This window comes from Streptomyces sp. NPDC008238 (assembly GCF_042956445.1).
In the GTDB taxonomy this organism is placed as follows: domain Bacteria; phylum Actinomycetota; class Actinomycetes; order Streptomycetales; family Streptomycetaceae; genus Actinacidiphila.
In genome coordinates, this window is record NZ_JBIBGK010000011.1 from 51,921 (window position 1) to 69,183 (window position 17,263).

Consider the following 17,263-nt stretch of genomic DNA (forward strand, 5'->3'; position numbering starts at 1 on the left):
GAGGACCAGGAGAAGGAGACGACAGGCAATGGACGGCCGCCCAGAGGTGACGGCAAGCGTGGTGGCCCGGTTCGGCGAGGGCGGGGTGCGGCGGTTCGCGGGGGCGCCCGAGGTGGTGGTGCCCCTGCAGGTGGGACCGTACTTCGCCACGTCGCCCGAGGAACCGGAGACCCTGGCCGCCTTCGCCGACGCACTGGAGGCGGAGGTACCCGAGCGGGCGCGGGAGTACCTGCGCCTGGGCACCGACCGGGGATACGAGATCTGCCTCGCGCCGGACGGCGCCGTGCGCGGGGTCCTCGTCGGCTACGACGAACCCGAGCGGCATGTGAACGGCACTCTGGAGGCGTTCGCGCGGAGCCTGGTGGCGCTGGACGAGGCCCTCACGGTGATCGCGGCCACCGACCGGCCCGAGACGGCGTCGCAGGCGTTCGCGGCACTGGAGACGCGGCTGCGGGAACTGGACGCCACGGCGTTCGCGGACCGCGAGGACTGGTGGCCGCAGGTGCTGGACGACATCCGGGACACCGCCAGCGCGGAGTGGTTCGCGGCGTTCGAGGTCGTCGACGCCGACGGGGAGGCGAAGATCCTGACCTCCTCGGGCGGGATCTGCGCGCACCCCGAGGAGCGGCTGTGGGCGAACCTGCGGGCGTCCGGGGTGGAACCGGAGCAGGTCAGGCGCATCCACACCGAACTGGAGTCGTGCTTCATGCCGGGGCACTACTGCTCGATGATGCTCGCGGACCTCTTCCCTGAAGCCGGGCTGACGCACAACTTCCCCTACGGGGAGACGGCCGAGTCCCGGGCCGCCGGCATCCGGAAGCTGCGCGAGGCGGCGGCACAGGAAGGCTGAGGAACATGAACGGGGAACTGGGGACGGCGGACCGGCCCGCTCTCGGGGCCGGCCGGGGGCCCGCCGGGCGGCGGATCCTGGAGTGGGCGACGTCGGGCACCAAGGCACCGCTGGCGGTGACCGGTTCCCCCGGGGCCGGCAAGAGCCATCTGCTGGCGTGGTTCGTGGCCGGCGCGCAGCGGGACCCCGGCACCATGGTGCACGGGCTCGCCCCCGCCCCCGGTCTGGCCGTGGACGCCATGTCCTGGGAACTGGGACGGCAACTGGGGTACGGGCCGCTCTCCCCGGATGACCTGCTGGGGCGGATCCTGGCCGACCCGCGGCCGCTGACCCTGGGCTTCGCCGACCTGCACCGCGCCCTGCCCGGCTGCCGGGAGGCCCTCGTGGACCCCCTGCTGGGCTTCGCGCACGTGCGGATGCTGCTCGAAGCGACGGACGTCGGGAGTGTTCCGGACGGCTCCTTCCTGGTCGACCTCGACGACCCCGCGCTGACCGATCACGAGGAGTTCGCCGCCTGGTACGCCGGGCTGGTCCCCGCCGGCGCCGCCTTCACCGCGGACCAGGTGTTCCCGCACCCCGCCACGGCCCGCCTCGCCGCGACGGTCCCCGGGCCGCCCGCCGAGGGGCCCGTACCGGCCGTGTGGTGGGCGCGGCTGCCCGAGGCGGCCCGCCCCGCGCTGCACACTCTGGCCGCGCTGCGCGGCCCGGTCCCCCGGGACGTGTGGGAGTTGCTCCACGCGCACCTGACGGGCGACCCCGCGGCGCGCGAGGCCGTCGCCGCCGCCGTGGAGCGCCTGCCCGCGGGAGCCCGGTACGAGGTGCCGCCCGGGGGACCGGTCGTCGCGGACCTGGACCAGCGCATCGTCGACGTCCTCAAGTCCCGCGCCCTGACCAGCTCCTTCGCCCGGGAACACGTGCTCGGCCACGCCGTCGCCGCCGGTACGGCGGACCGGTTGCTGCGCGACGCGGGCTTCCTCGTCCACGGCTCCGCGACCGCCGTGACGGCGGCTCTATCGGACCCGGACACCGCAGCCGCGGCCCCCGCGGTGCTGGCCCCCGTGTGGCGCCGCGCGGCGCCCGTGCTGACGACCCCCGGCTTGAGCGACCCCGAGCGCGCCGCCGTCCTGCACGCCGCCGCGCTCGCCGACGCGCCGCAGATGGCCGCTCTGCTGCGCCCCGTCGCCGAGCGGCACACCTGGACCGCGGAGTGGTTCCGCCCCGGCGATTCCTTCACCGCCCTCGGCCCCGGCACGGTCGAGGGGGAGCTGCTCGCGGCCGATCCCCTCGGCCGGCTGCACGCCCTCGATCCCGCCACGGGCGCGGACCTGCGCAGGGTGCCCGCCCCCACCGAGGTACGGCCGCTGGCCCTGGCGGCTCTCGGCGACGGCGTGCTGCTCCTCGACCGCGACCAGGTCCTGCACGCCTTCCCGCCCGGCACGGTCGCCTTCGGCGAGGCCGCCCACCGCCACAACCAGGACGGTCCGTCGGCCGTGGCCTCGGTGCCCGCCTCCGGTCTCCTGGCCGTCGGCGACGCCGAGGGCCGCGTCCACCTGTGGCGCTCCCCCGCGTACGACCCCGAGCCCCTCAGCCGCCTCCTGCACCAGGCGCCGGTCTCCACGCTCGCCAACGTCCATTCGGCCCGGCACGACCTGTCGTTCTGCCTCAGCGGCGGACTGGACGGCACCCTGCGCCTGTGGGCGACCTCGGGCGAACCGATGCCGGACCCCGTGGAGCGGCGCGACTGCGTCATCACCGCCCTGGCCGCCGCGGACACCCCCGCCCACGGCCCGGTCGCCGTCGCCGCCTGGGCCGACGGCCGGGCCGGCGTCTGGGACCTGCTCGGCGCCCGCGTCCACCCCCTTCCGTTGCTGCACCGGGCCGACGGGATCGCCCTCACGCCCGACGGCGCCCTCACCGTCACCGGCCCCGGCGGGACGTACGGCCTCCGGCTCCACTTCGACCGGCTGTGGGCCCAGTAGACCGTGGCGACGTCCGCCGTACCCGCCCGTAAGGCGTCTCCGGCTCACGCCGGTCGCGACTCCGCCTGCCGGCGCAGGAATTCGGCGACGTCCGGGCGCCGGGTGTACGGCTGGAGGGTCTGCGCGGCGGAGGCGAGCATGCCCCGTACGCGCGGGGACTGGACGCGGCCGAGGAGGTCGAGGACGCGGATGCCGGCGTCGGTGGCCTCGTCGACGCGGCGCGCGGAGGCGAGGTTGTTGGCGAGTTCGGCGGTGTACAGCGCGGCGTTGCGGGTGAAGTGCGGTGCCTGCAGGCCCACCGCGCGCCGCGCGTGCTCCGCGGCGCGGTGGTGGTCGCCGAGGGCGGACCAGGACTGGGCCTCCAGGCCGGCGAGTTCGGCCTCGCCGTAGAACGTCATCCACTCCGGGTCCGCGGCGCTGGGTCCGCGGCCGAACAGGGTCTGGGCGCGTGACAGGGCGCGTTCGCAGCCCGGGCGGTCGCCGAGGCCCGCCCAGCCGCCCGCCTCGCGGAGCGCGAGCAGCGACAGCAGGCGGGGTGAACCGAGGTGGCGGGCGGCCTGCTGGGCGGCCTGGGCGGCGCGGACGGCCTCGCGGGAGCGGCCGGCGTCGCGGGCGAGGAAGGACGCGTTGCAGAAGGCGTGCGACTCCAGGGCGCGGTCGCCGGCCATGCGGGCGGTGGCGAGGGCCTCGCCGTAGAAGGAGCGGGCGTCGGCGAGGCGCCCGGAGTCGTGGGCCAGCCAGCCCACGGAGATGGCGAGTTCACCGGCGCCGCCCATCAGGTCCTCGGCGACGGCCTGGCTGTAGGTGCCCTCGTCGAGGAGGCGGTAGGCGGCGCCGAGGGAGTGGCCGGCCTGGCGGTAGAGCGCGCCTGCGCCGTGCCGGTCGTCGTGCAGGCGGATCTCCCGGACAGCCGCGCGGACGGCCCGGGCCTGGGGTCTGCCCACCTTGTGCACGGTCTCCGCCGCTGCGGCCGGCCCCAGCATGAGGGTCGTGGCGATGGCGGCCGGGCCGCCGGTCATGAACGCGCGACGCAGCACGTCGCTCTCCTCGTCGGTTTCGGTCTCGTACGGGGCCGGCCGGGGGGCCGGTGTCGCCGGGAGGCGCCGGCCGCGGACCAGTTCGCGCGGCTCGAAGCCCATGTCGGCGAGGTCGCGGCCGGGGAACATGTGCCGGAAGACCCGCTCGTAGGCGTAGTTGGGGCAGCGGATCTCACCGGACTCCACGCGGCCGATGTAGCGGGCGTCGCAACTGACCTGCTCACCGATGTCCCGTCCCGCGCGGCGCACGGCGGCGGCGAACTCACCGGGCGACCGGTCTCCGCGCAGGCGCCGGAAGGCGGTGTTGGGGGTGGACGGTGACGAGTGCATCGCCGGGCTCCCGATGGACGGTCGGTGCGGTGCCGGGTGGCGGCGCGACGACCGTACTCGCTGTGACGGTCCGAGTACCGGGAGTTTGGCTACAAAAGGGATATCTCACCCTCCATTCGCCATGAAACGCCACCCCTGGCGGCGTCAAGGAGGCGTAGCTGTTGACGTCCGCGCGCGTTGGACACCGTGCAACCCACCGTCCGAGCCCGAGGAGGATGCGCCTTGTTGGACGAGCCATGGGATCTGGTCACCGTCCCGGCCCGGCAGGGGCTGGAGGCCGTGGACATCCTGCGCCTGCGGACCGGCCTCGGGCCCGTGCTGCACGACAGCTCGGGGGACAGCCTCGGCTTCCTGGTGCCGCCGGGCACGGCCGACGGCTGGGACATGCCGGGCAGCGCCTGCACCCAGACCGCGGGCGGCGGCTTCACCGTCCCCGGCGAGCTGCGGGAGCCCCCGGTGGAGGGCACCGGCTGGCTGGTGCCGCCGCACGACGACACCGCCGTGACGGACCCGGCGGTGCTGCGCGACGCCCTGGGCGAGGCGGCCCGGATGATCGAGCTGGCCGACCGGCTCTGAGCCCGCCCGCGGACCGCCGCCCATACTGGGGGGCATGGCACCGCGCAGGACGAGGACGACGAAGGCACCGGACGGCATACGCGAGCAGGTCGGCGGGGGTCTCGCCGAGCTCGTGCCGGACCGGGACCGGCCGCGCGGCTGGTCGCTGCTGATCGACGGGGCCCCGCAGTCGCACGTCGACCTCGACGACCCCGCGTACCTGGACTTCTCCTACCAGCGCCGCCTCGGCCACGTCGTCGACCTCGCCGCACCGCCCGGCCGCCCGTTGCGGGTGCTGCACCTCGGGGGCGGCGCGCTGACCATGGCCCGCTACACGGCGGCGACCAGGCCGCGCTCGACGCAGCAGGTGGTGGAGCTGGACACCGCGCTGGTCGAACTGGTGCGGCGGGAGCTGCCCTGGGACCGCACGTGGCGCATCAAGGTACGCGGCGGCGACGCCCGCGAGGGCCTGGCGAAGGTCCCGGAGGGCTGGGCGGACCTGGTCATCACGGACGTCTTCGGCGGGGCCAGGACGCCCGCCCACCTGACCAGCACGGAGTTCCTGGCGCAGGCCCGGCGCGCGATGGCGCCGGGCGGGGTCTACGCCGCCAATGTGGCGGACGGCGGACGGCTGGAGTTCCTGCGGGCGCAGATCGCGACGGTGCGGACGTGCTTCCCGCACGCGTGCCTGGCGGCGGATCCCGCCGTGCTGCGGGGGCGGCGCTTCGGCAACGTGATCCTGGTCGCCGCGGACGGCGAGCTGCCGGTCGCGGAGTTCACCCGGCGGGTGGCCTCCGACCCGCACCCGGGGCGCGTCGAGCACGGCCGGGAACTGGACGCCTTCGCGGGCGGCGCGGCGGCGGTCACGGACGCGACGGCGGCGGCCTCCCCCGTTCCCCCGGAGTCGGTGTTCCGGTAGGCGCGACCGGGGAGGGCCGGCCCTAACCGCCGGTGTTCCGCGCCTTGTAGGTGTCGACCGTGGGCGGGTGCCCGTTCCAGGTGCAGAAGAGCGAGGACGTCGTGGTGGCGGAGACGAAGTCGACCCGGATCCACTCCGGTTGCTTCCACACCTTCATCTCCCAGCCGGCGTCGGGTGTCGCCGAGACCAGGGTCGCGGAGTCCGCGCCGAGGTCGAGCACGACCCGTCCGCCCTCGACCGTGTAGCCGTGCACGGTGCCGGTGTCGGCGGAGGAGGTCGCGGCGGGGGTGGCCGAACCGGGCGGGCGGGCCGGGGCGGTGGAGGGGGCGCGCGGTCCGGCCCGGGCGGTACGGTCCGGGCTGCCGCCGGCCCCGGGCCGGTCGGCACGGTGCGTGGCGGCGCCGTCCGGGGACCGGGTGGGGGCGCGGACCTCGTCGGCGACCGGCTCGGAGATCGGCAGGGCCCGCGGCGGGTCGTAGGCCGTACCCGCCAGCACGTGGTGGACGCCGAACCACGACAGTGCGACGGCGGCGCTCGTGGCGAGCGTCCACGCTCCGGCGTGCGCCAGTCCTCTTCGCATCCGTCCATGGTGCCGGACGCAACCGCCGGGCGGGGTTGGGGGTTGCGCTTCGCGTTCTGACGTGCTCGCGCCCACCCGGCGTCCCCCGGATGGGCTAGGTTGCGGGCCATGGCAAGTGTGCTCGTGGTCGAGGACGACCAGTTCGTGCGCTCCGCCCTCATCCGGCACCTCACCGAGGCCGCGCACACCGTACGGAGCGTGGGCACGGCCCTGGAAGCGCTGCGGGAGGTCGCACAGGTCGGTTTCGACGTGGTGATCCTGGACCTCGGCCTGCCGGACCTGGACGGGGCCGAGGCGCTGAAGATGCTGCGCGGCATCACCGACGTGCCGGTGATCATCGCCACGGCGCGGGACGACGAGTCGGAGATCGTACGGCTGCTCAACGCCGGCGCCGACGACTACCTCATCAAACCGTTCTCGGTCGAGCACCTGTCGGCGCGCATGACGGCCGTGCTGCGCCGCTCCCGTACCCACGAGGCCGACCGGGTGCTGCGGGTGGGCGGGCTGCGGATAGACGTCCTGCGCCGCCAGGCCGTCCTGGACGGGACGCAACTGGACCTGACGCGCCGCGAGTTCGACCTGCTGTCCTTCCTGGCGGCCCGGCCGGGGGTGGTGGTGGCGCGGCGCGAACTGCTGTCGGAGGTGTGGCAGCAGTCGTACGGCGACGACCAGACCATCGACGTCCACCTGTCGTGGCTGCGCCGCAAACTGGGGGAGACGGCGGCCCGGCCGCGCTACCTGCACACGCTGCGCGGGGTGGGAGTGAAACTGGAGCCACCCCGGTGAGGTGGGCGCTGGTCAAGGTCTGCGTCGCGGTGACGGCGATGGTCGTCGTCGCCTTCGCGGTGCCGCTGGCGCTCACGGTCAAGGAGATGGCCAGGGACCGGGCGATCGGCAACGCCGAGCGGCAGGCCGCGGCGATAGGGCCGGCGCTCGCGATCACCACCGACCGCACCCAGTTGGAGCGGGCCGTCGCCTCAACGCAGGCCGGCGCCGACGGGCGCATCGCCGTACGGGTGCCGGCGACGGAGGGCACGGCCGGGGTCCGGATCGGCGACCCGCACGCGCCGGACGCCGACCTCGACCGGGCATCCGAACTGGGCCGGGCCGCCACCGTCCCGGTGGCCGGCGGCTACGCCCTGCTGCAGCCGACCGCGGTCGGTTCGGGCTCGGTGGCGGTGGTCGAGGTGTTCGTGCCGGACGCGGAGGTCAGCCGCGGGGTCACCACCGCCTGGGCCGTGCTGGCACTGGTCGGCGTGGCCCTGATCGTGGGCGCGGTGGCGGTGGCGGACCGGCTGGGCACACGCATGGTGCACCCGGCCAGGCGTCTCGCGGAGGCCGCGCACGGCCTGGGGCGCGGGGACCTGACCGTACGCGTCCCGGAGGACGGCCCCGCCGAACTGCGCTCCGCCGCCGCCGCGTTCAACGCGATGGCCGACCAGGTCGTACAACTGCTCGCCAACGAACGGGAACTGGCCGCCGACCTGTCGCACCGGCTGCGCACCCCGCTGACCGTGCTGCGGCTCAACGCGGCCTCGCTGGGCGATGGTCCGGCCGGGGAGCAGACCCGGCACGCGGTGGCCCAGCTGGAGCGCGAGGTGGACCAGGTCATCCGCACCGCCCGCGCCCAGCAGGCCCAGAGCCAGCCGGTCGCGGTGGGCTGCGACGCGGCCGAGGTGATCCGGGAGCGGATGGCCTTCTGGTCGGCGCTCGCGGAGGACCAGGGGCGCGAGGTGAGCACCGCCGGCGTCGAACGCCCGGTGCGGGTGCCGGTGGCCCGGGCCGACCTGGTGGCGTCGCTGGACGCGATGCTCGGCAACGTCTTCCGGCACACCCCGGAGGGCACGGCCTTCGCGGTGGACGTGCACAGCAGCCAGGACGCGGTGATCGTGCTGGTCTCCGACGCCGGCCCCGGCATCAGGGACCCCGCGGCCGCGATGCGGCGCGGCCAGGGCGCGGGCGGCGACGGTTCGACGGGCCTCGGGCTGGACATCGTGCGGCGCATGGCGGAATCCACCGGCGGCGACGTACGCCTCGGCGCCTCGGTGCTGGGAGGCGCGGAGATCCGGGTGTGGATCGCGCTGCGCCCGCTCGCGACGGGCGGCAAGCGCAACCACCGGGTGGTGCGCCGCCGCCGACTGGGGCGCCCCGCCGCGGCCACGGAGGCCTGACCCGCCCCGGGCCCCGGCCGGATCCCGGGCGCCGGGCCCCGGCCGCCGGGTCACCCCGTCCCCCCGGGAGGCCCGCGGAGGTCCGAACCATTAACCGGCCCCGATGGCTCCCTTAAGCGCGCCATAAAAGATCGAACGCCCGCGCGGCTCTGGGCATTTGTCCGAATCGGCAGCGCTAGCGTGCGGCTCCATGAGGAACTCGCATCGCCGTCGTCCCACCCGCGGGGCCGCCCTCCTCGGGGGCACGGCCACGGGCACGACCGCGGCCGCGGCCGCCGGTTCGGGCGCCGGGCCCTTCGCGGCCCACGGCGGCTGAGGCCGCGCACACGACCATCCCCGCTCCCCCCACACGGGCGCCCCGGCCGGCAGTTCAGCACCCCGCCCCGGCCGGGGCGCTCCCGTGTGCGCGCCGCGCGCTCAGCCGCGGAGCAGACCGTCCAGCAGCGCGGACAGCCCGGACTCGTACTGCGCGCGGCTCGACTGCTGGGCCGCGACGAGCTCGGGGGCGAGCCCGGCGAGCGAGGGGTACCGGTCCGGCGGCAGGTCGGCGAGCCGGCTGCGGATCCTCTCGCGCAGCCCGGCCTCGGCCTCCTCGCACTCCGCGCGTTTGCGGCGGACCACCCACAGGGCGGCGCCCACCGTGTACTGCATCAGGGCCACTTGGGCGCGGGCGGCGGCCGGCGGGTCGAGTCCGGCCGTGATCAGCAGGCAGAGCATGCGGTCGATGACGGCGATGGCCTCGTCGCCGCGGAGCGGGCGGCTCGTCAGCAACTGGAGCGCGGAGGGATGCTCACTGAAAAGCCGGTACACACCGACACAGAGTTCAATAAGCTGCCCGCGCGGCTCGCCGGAGCCGGGGGGCAGTTCGATCTCGCCGAGCATCCGTTCGTTGACGGCGTCGATGATCTCGTCCTTGCCCTTGAAGTGGGAGTAGACGGCCATGGTGCCGACGCCGAGTTCCTGGGCGAGCGCACGCATGGTGAAGGCCTCGGGCCCGTGGCGGTCGAGGAGCGCGACGGCGGCGTCGAGGACGCGGTCCGGGTTCAGGGTGTTGCGGGGGACGCGGCGCCGTGGGGAGCGGGCCGGCGGGGTCACAGTCATGTGGAATGTGTGTCCGGTCGGGGGGAATCGTGGGTGAGCGGTCTGCGGGTCGAGCGGTTTCCTTGATTCTCCCGCGTTACCGGGCAACCCGGGGAGGAGTCGGGGCGTCTTTTCGCACGTCTTCCCGAGCACAGCTACTTGAATCCAGGACGAATCGGGGGTGAAGGGAATAGGCGGGGGCGGTGCCCGGGTTCCCTAGCGTACGTCGTACGGTAGACCGATGTGACTCTCACAGGGAGAGATGGGGGGAGAACGGCCGGATGACCATGAGCATGACCGCCCCGCGGGCGTCCGCCTACCGGGGCGGGCTCCGCTGGTGGACCGAACTGCCGCTGATCGCGGTGGTCTACGGCCTCTACACCGCGGGCCGCCTCCTCGTACGCGGCGACGTGGGCCGGGCCGTCGACCACGGCATCGCCATACTCCACCTGGAGGGAGCGCTCAGCCTCGACCCCGAGCGCTGGCTCAACTCCCTCTTCAGCCGCTACCGGGCGCTCGGTGTTCCCGCCGACTTCTGGTACGCCTCCCTCCACTACCTGGTCACCCCCGTGGTGCTGGTCTGGCTGTGGCGCCGGCGGCCCACCGTCTACCGGCTCGCCCGCACCTGGCTGCTGCTGTCCACCCTCATCGGGCTGATCGGCTTCACGCTGATGCCCACCGCCCCGCCGCGGCTGCTGGCCGCCGGCCACGGCTTCGTCGACACCATGGCGCAGTACGGCTCCTACGGCTGGTGGGGCGCCGAGGCGAGCGCGCCGCGCGGGCTGGGCGGGATGACCAACCAGTACGCGGCCATGCCGAGCCTGCACGTGGGCTGGTCGCTGTGGTGCGGCATCATGCTCTGGCGCCACGGACGCACATCCTTCGTCCGCGCCCTGGGCGTCCTCTACCCCCTCGGCACGACCCTCGTGGTCATGGGCACCGCCAACCACTACCTGCTGGACGCCCTGGCCGGCATCGCCGTGATGGGCATCGGGTTCCTGCTGGCGCGTCCCGCGCTGCGTGTGGTGGACCTCACGACGGACGCGGCGCGCGCCCGGTTCGCGGCACCGCGGCCCGCCCCCTCCACGGTCGTCGCGACCTCCCGCGACCTCGCCCCGGCGGACGTCGGGATCCTGCCGGAACCCGCGGTCGAACCGCGGCACTGACGCCGCGGCCGGGGCCGCGGACCGGCGGCGTCCGCGTTGTGGCCCGCGTTGTCGGTGGGGGGTGCGAGACTTGCGCGGGTGAGCACTACGCACGATCTGCGAGAGCGGCTGGCCGCGCTGCGTGGCCCGACGACCGTGCCGCGCCCGATGGACGCGCGCGCCCTGGCGGCGCTCGCCGCCAACCCCGGGTGCCGGCGCCGGGCGCTGCTGGACGCCGCGGGGGTGGACAAGGCGGCGGTGGCCCGTGTGCTGGGCAACCCCGCGCCCTTCGGGCAGTCGCAGTTCGCCTTCGTACGGGGCCATGCCTTCGAGGCCCGGGTGAAGGCCGAGGGGTGCGCGGAACTACTGCGCCTGCTGGGCGCGCCCGAGAACACCGAGGCCGTGCTGCCCGACCTGTCCGCCCCGGGCCCCGAGGGCCGGGTCGCCCGGACCCGCCTCGCGCTCAAGGAGGCGACCGCGGCGGGCCGGTGGACCCTGCTCGACCACCCCCTGCTGGTGCTCGAGGTCGCGGACTCACCCGTCTACCTCGAGCCGGACGCCATCGCCGTACGGCCGGACGGCTCGTGGACGGTGGTGGAAATCAAGTCCTTCCCGATCCTGGACGGTTCGGCGGACGCGGTGAAGGTCGGCGCGGCGGCCCGGCAGGCCGCGGTGTACGTCCTGGCCCTGGAGCGGCTGGGGTTCGGCACCCCGGAGCAGCGGGTGCTGCTGGTGTGCCCGAAGGACTTCTCCAACCTGCCCGCCTCCGAGTTCGTCGACGTCCGCAAGCAGCTCTCGGTCACCCGGCGGCAGCTGAACCGGCTGACCCGGATCGAGGAGATCGCCGCCGCCCTGCCCGAGGGCACGACCTTCGACCTGCGGCTGACCGACGACGGACGGACGGCGACCCGCCCCGCCGCGGAGCTCTCCGACGCGGTGGACCGGCTGCCCGCGGCCTACGCGCCCGAGTGCCTGGCCAGTTGCGAGCTGTCCTTCCACTGCCGTGAACAGGCCCGGGGCTGCGGCGCGGTGGAGGTGCTCGGCCGCGGCGTGCGCGGTGAACTGGGCTCGCTGACCGAGGTGGAGCAGGTGCTGGCGGCAGCGCTGGGCACCGAGGGCGATCCCGACGATCCCGCGGTCGCCGCGCTGCGGCGGGCGCAGGCCCTGCGGGCGGAGGCGCTGGGATGTCGCTGATCTCCGTGCTGGCCCGGGCGGAGGCCATGGCGACCGGCCGGGCGACCCCGCTCGCGACGGTGCGCCACCGCCATCTGTCGGACCGGCCGCTGGTCCTCGTCCCGCTGACCACCGCGGGCGAGGTGGGCGCACCGCTGGGCGCCCTGGTCGGCACGGACCGGGACGCGCCGCGGGTGCTGGCGGTGCCGCAGCCGCGCGACCGCGACCTGCGCTTCGCCTTCCTCGCCGAACTGGCCCAGGTCGTCCTCCCCTACCTGGAGTCCTACGCGGACGACACGGAGACCGAGCCGGCGACCCGCAACCGGGAGGAGTCGGAGGTCTGCGCCGACGCGCCCCAGATCGTGGTCGCCAACACGCCCGCGGCGGAGTACGTGCGTCTGCTCGGGCGCTCGACCCGCTTCCGCCGCACCGCCGAGGACGACCCCGACGAGCCGCACCCGGTGCCGGCCCGGGTGCCGCTGCTCGGCCGCTGGCTCACCCACTACGGGGAACGCGCCCGCACCCCCGGCTCCGCGCTGCTGCTGTCCGCGACCGAACTGCTCTCCCGGCACTGGGCGACCGGCCAGAGCAACCTCGAGGACCAGCACCTGGGCGCGCTGCTGGCCTGGATCGACCCGCCCGAGGGCACGACGGGCATGGCGGCGGCCCGCCGCGCGGAGTCCCACCGCGGCGCGGACGGCCTGCTGGTCTGCCCGCCGGCCGGCCCGGCGACCGACCCGGTCTTCGACAACGCCGTGCTCGCCCCGGCGACCGCCCGCTACGACGCCGGGATCAGCGGTGCCGGGGAGGAGATCGCCCGCCTGCTGGCCGGCCAGATGCGCCCCACCTGGGACGCGGTGTGGCGGTCGCTGGACCTGCTGCGCGAGCTGCCCGAGGGCGGCCACGTCGCGGACCGCTGGAAGCGCGACCGCTGGTCGTACACCTCCCACCGGGACCGGGTGCGCGCCGGGGAACCGCCGCAGCCCCGCCGCGACGACGCCGTGTCGGCGGCCCAGAAGCTCGCCGGCCGGGAGACCGCGCAGGTGCGGTTGGAGGCCCAGGAGGCGCTGGACGACCCGCTGGTGATGGCCGGGCGGCGGCTGGCCGGGGAGGCCTTCGCGGGCCGGGTGGACCGGGTGGAGATGGCGATGAGCGAGGGCAAGGTGCCCAAGCCGCGCCCCCTGGTGACGGTCCTCACACAGGACCGGCCCCACCTGGACGAGGACGCGAAGCTCTACCGCGCGCTGCCGGACGGCCGTACCCAGCAGGCCCGGTTCGTCGAGTGGGCCGGGACCGGGGCGGTGCTCCTGCGGGTCGTGAACGGCATGGGCCGCGGCAAGGTCCCCGACCCCGGCACGGTGCCGGAGGAAGGGGACGAGGTGTGCTGGACGCTGTTCGAGCACGCGCCGCGCGGCGGCGCGGGGCTGCCGGATCCGGAGGACACGCCGTGGACCCACGGCGGGCCCCCGGGCGCCGCCACCGCGGGCGTCGGCACGCCCGCGGCCGTCGTTCCCGCCGCCGTCGTCCCCGCCGAGAGCTCCGACCCAGCGACCACGGAGGACTATCTGTGAGCCCGGTGAGCGACGCCGCCCGGGCGGCCGGCACCGCGACCGAGCGGATCCTGCACGACACCCTGCACGGCACGCACCGCGGCGTCGTCGTGGACTCGCCGCCCGGCGCGGGCAAGTCCACCCTCGTGGTGCGCGCCGCGCAGGAGCTGGTCGCGGCCGGCGAGTCCCTGATGGTGGTCGCCCAGACCAACGCGCAGGTGGACGACCTGGTGGACCGGCTGGCCACCGCCGACCCGGGGCTGCCGATCGGCCGGCTGCACGGCAGCGACTCGCCGCCGGACCCGGTGCTCGACCGCCACGAGGCGGTGCTGAAGTCCGCCAAGGCGGCGGACCTCGCCGGGGCCAAGGTGGTGATCGCGACGGCCGCCAAGTGGGCCTTCGTCAAGGACACCGAGCCCTGGCGGCACGCCATCGTCGACGAGGCCTACCAGATGCGCTCGGACGCGCTGCTGCAGGTGGCCGGACTGTTCGAGCGGGCGCTGTTCGTCGGCGACCCCGGCCAGCTGGACCCGTTCAGCGTGGTCGGCGCCGAGCAGTGGGCGGGCCTGAGCTACGACCCGTCGGCCAGCGCGGTGGTCACCCTGCTGGCGCACAACCCGGGGCTGCCGCAGCACCGGCTGCCGGTGTCCTGGCGGCTGCCGGCCTCCGCCGCTCCGCTGGTCTCGGACGCCTTCTACCCGTACACCCCGTTCCGCAGCGGCACCGACCACGGTGACCGGCGGCTGTCCTTCGGCGTCCCCGGTGACGGCTCGGGCCCGGACCGGGTGGTGGACGAGGCCGCCGCTTCCGGCTGGGGGCTGCTGGAGCTGCCCCCGCGGCGCACCCCGCGCACGGACCCGGAGGCGGTGCGCGCGGTCGCGCTGGTCGTCCGGCGGCTGCTGGACCGCGGCGGCGTGGCGGTCTCCGAACGGGGCACCGCCCCGGTGGGCCCGGACCGGATCGCGGTGGGCACCGCCCACCGCGACCAGGCGGCGGCGGTCCGCACGGCGCTGGCCGGCCTGGGGGTGACCGGGGTCACCGTGGACACCGCCAACCGGCTGCAGGGCCGGGAGTTCGACGTCACCGTGGTGCTGCACCCGCTGTCGGGGCGTCCCGACGCCACCGCGTTCCACCTGGAGACCGGGCGGCTGTGCGTGCTGGCCTCGCGCCACCGGCACGCGTGCATCGTGGTGTGCCGGGCGGGGGTCTCGGAGCTGCTGGACGAGCACCCCTCGACGGAGCCGGTGCAGCTCGGCGTGACCGTGAAGTTCCCGGACGGCTGGGAGGCCAACCACGCCGTGCTGGCCCACCTGTCCGAGCACCGCGTGGCCTGGCGGCCGTAGCGCGCCGGCCGTCCGCCCGGGGCACTCTTGCGCGAGGCGGGACAATGGAAGGCGCTGACGATCCTGGAGGTACGTTCATGTCCGAGCCGCAGTCGGCTCACAGCGCGGCGGGCAAGCAGCCCGCCCCGCGCCTGAAACCCGCCCAGCTGCTGTTCGAGCCCGCCGCCCTGGCCGAGGACGAGGAGCACTTCTTCGACCTGGAGTCCATCGAGGATCCCCGGGAGCTGCTGTCGCGTGCGTCGGAGCTCACCCTCGCCTTCCGCGCGGCCGCGGACCGGGCGACGGAGTTCCAGGCCATGGCCGCCGCGCAGCTCGCCGACCCCAAGCGCTTCGACCGGCTGACCCCCGCCGCCATCGCCGAGCAGGCGGGCTGGTCCGAGGACTACGCGAAGCGGATGATCGAGTTCGGCGAGGGCCTGATGCGCGGCGGGGACGCGGCGCTGTCCTGACGGCGCACCTGGCATATGCGTTCGGGGCAAGGTACCGGACACATGGCGGGCGTGTCCGGCCTTCGGGGGATGTCGCGTAGCGAAACGTTCACTCACGGTAGTTGTATGGGTCATGAGTGATTGGCAGTGGCACACATGGCCGGGGGGCGTGCCGGAGTCCGCCTCCCACCCATATCCGTACGCGCAGTACCCCACCCCCGACGGGGCCGACTGGCTCGCCTCCGCCAGCGCCTTCCCGCGCAGCGTGCGCGCGCTGTGGTCCGCCCGGCCCACCGCGCCCAGCGTGCTGCCCTGCGGGACGGCCTTCGACGCGGTGAACCTGCCGGCCCTGTTCGGGCGCCGGGTCCTGGAGCAGCTGTGGTCCGCGGGACCGGGCTCCGGCCCGGCCGCGACGCTGCGCGGACGGCTGCTGCTGCTCGCCGAGCCGGGCACCGCCGCACGCCTCCCCACGCTGCTGGGCTGGGAGGAATGGGGCCTGACGGCGCCGCCGGTGCTGTGCCACGGCGCGGGGGACTCGGTGGCGCTGCCCCCACCGTACGGGGACACCGGCCACGCGCGTTCCCGCTGGCTGGTCGCCCCCGACACCCGCCGGCCCTGGCTCCCCGGGGCCGACGTCCTGCTGTGGGCCTGCGTCCGGGCGGCCCGCGCGGAGGCCGGATGATTATCGATTTTCACCCGCCCGCAAGCGGATGCTAATGTCTACGACGTCAGCGAGCGCCGCTAGCTCAACTGGCAGAGCAGCTGACTCTTAATCAGCGGGTTCGGGGTTCGAGTCCCTGGCGGCGCACTCACGGCACAGCCGTTGACCTGGGCGCTCTCCCATCGGGAGGGCGCCTTTCGTCATTCCGTGCCGTGCTCCCGGGGCCGCTACGGGCCGTCCCACAGGGGGCGCGTGGTGGTGATGCGCACCGTCCAGCCCTCGTCCTCCCGGTCACGGCCGAGGACCTCGACGGTGAGGCCGCGGGCGCGGTCGGTGAAGCGTCCGCCGGTGGAGAACGGGGCGTCGTTGAGCGCGTTGAAGGTGGCGCTGCTGTACTCGCAGGCGGAGGTGCGCGGGTGGGCGTCCGCGACGGTGACGGGGCCGTGCCCCGAGTCGACGTCGGTGCGCACCTGGTAGACGAGCACCCCCTCGCGGCAGGCCTCGCTGTCGTTGCCGCGGGCGGCGCGCGCCTCGACCACGTACGCCCGGGTCCGGCCCAGGGGGATGACCGCCGCCTTGCGGCCGCCGGGCACCTCGACCGGGGTGAGGTGCACCGAGCGGGCGCCCGGGTCGCGGACGCAGACGACCTGCCAGTCGTCCAGCCAGCCCAGCCGCCACTTGTGCCAGGCGAAGAGGTCGCCCTGCAGGCCCCAGTCCAGCGACATGCTGTCCCACTGGCCCGCGAGGGTGTCGGTGTGCCCGAAGTCCTCGACGGAGTACAGGTCGGGCAGCCCGAAGGCGTGGCCGTTCTCGTGGCTGAGCACCCGTGCCCCGGACTGGTCGTGGCCGTAGACCAGGGAGACCCGGTCCAGGGTCGTGCCGTCGTCGGTGGTGGCGGCCGAGGCGCCGGTCCAGGTCACGGAGAGGACGGCCTGCTCGGCGGGCGGACCGGCGTTGGGCGTCACCAGGACGTTGACCAGGTCGTACCCCGAGAAGTCGACCTCGCGGTCGGCGACGCGCAGCAGGTCCCGCATCATGGCGGTGTGCGTCCGCCAGCCGTAGCCGCGCCCTATCCCGTACGACTCGAAGGGCCGGGGCATGCGGATGTAGCGCAGCACCGGCGTGGAGACGTAGCGCAGTTTCCCGTACGAGGCGCGGTAGAACCAGTGCCGCACGGCGGGGAAGAACTCGCTGTAGCGCTCGGCGGCGCTGTAGGGGGCGGGCTTGTCGGGGAAGTCGACGAGCAGGGTGAGCGCCCGCACCTCGCCGGTGGCGCGGGCGAACTCCCGGCCGTCGGCGCCCCCGAACCCCTCGGACATCGTGACGCCCGGCGCCGCGCGCAGCGCACAGGGACGGTCGGCCGGCGGGGCCGCGGCGGGCGCGCCCTCGGTGACGGCGGTGCTGCCGGCGGCGAACAGGAGCACCGAGGCCACGACCGCGAGCGCCCGGGGACCGCGCATCG

Annotated in this window: 17 protein-coding genes and 1 tRNA gene; 14 read left to right on the forward strand and 4 right to left on the reverse strand. The window is 75.2% G+C overall.

Annotated elements, in window-relative coordinates; translation table 11 throughout:
* Positions 1 to 28 precede the first annotated feature (28 nt).
* Positions 29 to 850, forward strand: a complete 822-nt coding sequence (locus tag ACFZAU_RS22805) for a nucleic acid/nucleotide deaminase domain-containing protein (RefSeq protein ID WP_500553706.1) — start codon at positions 29 to 31, stop codon at positions 848 to 850.
* A gap of 5 nt (positions 851 to 855) precedes the next feature.
* A complete protein-coding gene (locus ACFZAU_RS22810) occupies positions 856 to 2,829 on the forward strand; it encodes a hypothetical protein (protein ID WP_500553707.1) in 1,974 nt (657 codons plus the stop codon).
* Positions 2,830 to 2,873: 44 nt separating this feature from the next.
* On the opposite strand, the gene ACFZAU_RS22815 is transcribed toward ACFZAU_RS22810, so the two are convergent.
* Positions 2,874 to 4,196 carry an NsdA family TPR-like regulatory protein gene (locus ACFZAU_RS22815; RefSeq protein WP_500553708.1) on the reverse strand — a complete coding sequence of 441 codons (1,323 nt, stop codon included), beginning with the start codon at positions 4,194 to 4,196 and terminating at the stop codon, positions 2,874 to 2,876.
* A gap of 177 nt (positions 4,197 to 4,373) precedes the next feature.
* Between ACFZAU_RS22815 and ACFZAU_RS22820 the strand changes: the two genes are divergently transcribed.
* Together ACFZAU_RS22820 and ACFZAU_RS22825 are read left to right on the forward strand one after the other, a co-directional pair.
* Positions 4,374 to 4,772 (forward strand): hypothetical protein, encoded by a 399-nt coding sequence (locus ACFZAU_RS22820; RefSeq protein ID WP_500553709.1) that lies wholly within the window; start codon positions 4,374 to 4,376, stop codon positions 4,770 to 4,772.
* 34 nt (positions 4,773 to 4,806) lie between these two features.
* Positions 4,807 to 5,670, forward strand: a complete 864-nt coding sequence (locus ACFZAU_RS22825; RefSeq protein ID WP_500553710.1) for a spermidine synthase — start codon at positions 4,807 to 4,809, stop codon at positions 5,668 to 5,670.
* A 22-nt stretch (positions 5,671 to 5,692) separates the two neighbouring features.
* Here ACFZAU_RS22825 and ACFZAU_RS22830 read toward each other — a convergent pair whose 3' ends face one another.
* Positions 5,693 to 6,250, reverse strand: a complete 558-nt coding sequence (locus ACFZAU_RS22830) for a hypothetical protein (protein ID WP_500553711.1) — start codon at positions 6,248 to 6,250, stop codon at positions 5,693 to 5,695.
* 108 nt (positions 6,251 to 6,358) lie between these two features.
* On the opposite strand from ACFZAU_RS22830, the gene ACFZAU_RS22835 reads away from it, so the two are divergent.
* From ACFZAU_RS22835 to ACFZAU_RS22845, 3 genes are all read left to right on the forward strand, one after another.
* Positions 6,359 to 7,036, forward strand: coding sequence for a response regulator transcription factor (locus tag ACFZAU_RS22835; protein ID WP_500461449.1), 678 nt, complete (start codon positions 6,359 to 6,361; stop codon positions 7,034 to 7,036).
* On the forward strand, positions 7,033 to 8,421 hold the full coding sequence (locus tag ACFZAU_RS22840) for a sensor histidine kinase (protein WP_500553712.1): 1,389 nt from the start codon (positions 7,033 to 7,035) through the stop codon (positions 8,419 to 8,421). The genes ACFZAU_RS22835 and ACFZAU_RS22840 overlap by 4 nt, the downstream gene beginning before the upstream one ends.
* 190 nt (positions 8,422 to 8,611) lie before the next feature.
* Positions 8,612 to 8,737, forward strand: coding sequence for a hypothetical protein (locus ACFZAU_RS22845; RefSeq protein WP_500553713.1), 126 nt, complete (start codon positions 8,612 to 8,614; stop codon positions 8,735 to 8,737).
* A 101-nt stretch (positions 8,738 to 8,838) separates the two neighbouring features.
* Here ACFZAU_RS22845 and ACFZAU_RS22850 read toward each other — a convergent pair whose 3' ends face one another.
* A complete protein-coding gene (locus ACFZAU_RS22850) occupies positions 8,839 to 9,522 on the reverse strand; it encodes a TetR/AcrR family transcriptional regulator (RefSeq protein ID WP_500553714.1) in 684 nt (227 codons plus the stop codon).
* Positions 9,523 to 9,782: 260 nt separating this feature from the next.
* Between ACFZAU_RS22850 and ACFZAU_RS22855 the strand changes: the two genes are divergently transcribed.
* The 7 genes from ACFZAU_RS22855 (at position 9,783) to ACFZAU_RS22885 (ending at position 15,948) form a co-directional block, all read left to right on the forward strand.
* Complete coding sequence (locus ACFZAU_RS22855; protein ID WP_500553715.1) at positions 9,783 to 10,667, forward strand: phosphatase PAP2 family protein; 885 nt, start codon at positions 9,783 to 9,785, stop codon at positions 10,665 to 10,667.
* Positions 10,668 to 10,745: 78 nt separating this feature from the next.
* On the forward strand, positions 10,746 to 11,840 hold the full coding sequence (locus ACFZAU_RS22860) for a hypothetical protein (RefSeq protein WP_500553716.1): 1,095 nt from the start codon (positions 10,746 to 10,748) through the stop codon (positions 11,838 to 11,840).
* Positions 11,831 to 13,390, forward strand: coding sequence for a hypothetical protein (locus ACFZAU_RS22865; RefSeq protein WP_500553717.1), 1,560 nt, complete (start codon positions 11,831 to 11,833; stop codon positions 13,388 to 13,390). Before ACFZAU_RS22860 ends, ACFZAU_RS22865 begins: the two co-directional genes overlap by 10 nt.
* On the forward strand, positions 13,387 to 14,712 hold the full coding sequence (locus tag ACFZAU_RS22870) for an AAA domain-containing protein (protein WP_500553718.1): 1,326 nt from the start codon (positions 13,387 to 13,389) through the stop codon (positions 14,710 to 14,712). Before ACFZAU_RS22865 ends, ACFZAU_RS22870 begins: the two co-directional genes overlap by 4 nt.
* Positions 14,713 to 14,789: 77 nt before the next feature.
* Positions 14,790 to 15,161 (forward strand): DUF8844 domain-containing protein, encoded by a 372-nt coding sequence (locus ACFZAU_RS22875; RefSeq protein ID WP_499599200.1) that lies wholly within the window; start codon positions 14,790 to 14,792, stop codon positions 15,159 to 15,161.
* A gap of 112 nt (positions 15,162 to 15,273) precedes the next feature.
* Complete coding sequence (locus ACFZAU_RS22880) at positions 15,274 to 15,822, forward strand: bifunctional DNA primase/polymerase (RefSeq protein ID WP_500553719.1); 549 nt, start codon at positions 15,274 to 15,276, stop codon at positions 15,820 to 15,822.
* A 53-nt stretch (positions 15,823 to 15,875) separates the two neighbouring features.
* Positions 15,876 to 15,948: transfer RNA gene (locus ACFZAU_RS22885), tRNA-Lys, on the forward strand.
* Positions 15,949 to 16,028: 80 nt separating this feature from the next.
* Here ACFZAU_RS22885 and ACFZAU_RS22890 read toward each other — a convergent pair.
* The gene (locus tag ACFZAU_RS22890; protein ID WP_500553720.1) at positions 16,029 to 17,261 is read right to left on the reverse strand and encodes a M6 family metalloprotease domain-containing protein; all 1,233 of its coding nucleotides are present in this window, start codon (positions 17,259 to 17,261) and stop codon (positions 16,029 to 16,031) included.
* Positions 17,262 to 17,263: the final 2 nt, after the last annotated feature.

Bases quoted from the DNA above. Each gene is read 5' to 3' on its own strand.
- ACFZAU_RS22805 (WP_500553706.1), top strand. From the start codon at position 29: ATGGACGGCCGCCCAGAGGTGACGGCAAGCGTGGTGGCCCGGTTCGGC.
- ACFZAU_RS22855 (WP_500553715.1), top strand. From the start codon at position 9,783: ATGACCATGAGCATGACCGCCCCGCGGGCGTCCGCCTACCGGGGCGGG.
- ACFZAU_RS22815 (WP_500553708.1), bottom strand. From the start codon at position 4,196: ATGCACTCGTCACCGTCCACCCCCAACACCGCCTTCCGGCGCCTGCGC.
- ACFZAU_RS22810 (WP_500553707.1), top strand. From the start codon at position 856: ATGAACGGGGAACTGGGGACGGCGGACCGGCCCGCTCTCGGGGCCGGC.
- ACFZAU_RS22880 (WP_500553719.1), top strand. From the start codon at position 15,274: ATGAGTGATTGGCAGTGGCACACATGGCCGGGGGGCGTGCCGGAGTCC.
- ACFZAU_RS22845 (WP_500553713.1), top strand. From the start codon at position 8,612: ATGAGGAACTCGCATCGCCGTCGTCCCACCCGCGGGGCCGCCCTCCTC.
- ACFZAU_RS22830 (WP_500553711.1), bottom strand. From the start codon at position 6,250: ATGCGAAGAGGACTGGCGCACGCCGGAGCGTGGACGCTCGCCACGAGC.
- ACFZAU_RS22835 (WP_500461449.1), top strand. From the start codon at position 6,359: ATGGCAAGTGTGCTCGTGGTCGAGGACGACCAGTTCGTGCGCTCCGCC.
- ACFZAU_RS22865 (WP_500553717.1), top strand. From the start codon at position 11,831: ATGTCGCTGATCTCCGTGCTGGCCCGGGCGGAGGCCATGGCGACCGGC.
- ACFZAU_RS22875 (WP_499599200.1), top strand. From the start codon at position 14,790: ATGTCCGAGCCGCAGTCGGCTCACAGCGCGGCGGGCAAGCAGCCCGCC.
- ACFZAU_RS22890 (WP_500553720.1), bottom strand. From the start codon at position 17,261: ATGCGCGGTCCCCGGGCGCTCGCGGTCGTGGCCTCGGTGCTCCTGTTC.
- ACFZAU_RS22850 (WP_500553714.1), bottom strand. From the start codon at position 9,522: ATGACTGTGACCCCGCCGGCCCGCTCCCCACGGCGCCGCGTCCCCCGC.
- ACFZAU_RS22825 (WP_500553710.1), top strand. From the start codon at position 4,807: ATGGCACCGCGCAGGACGAGGACGACGAAGGCACCGGACGGCATACGC.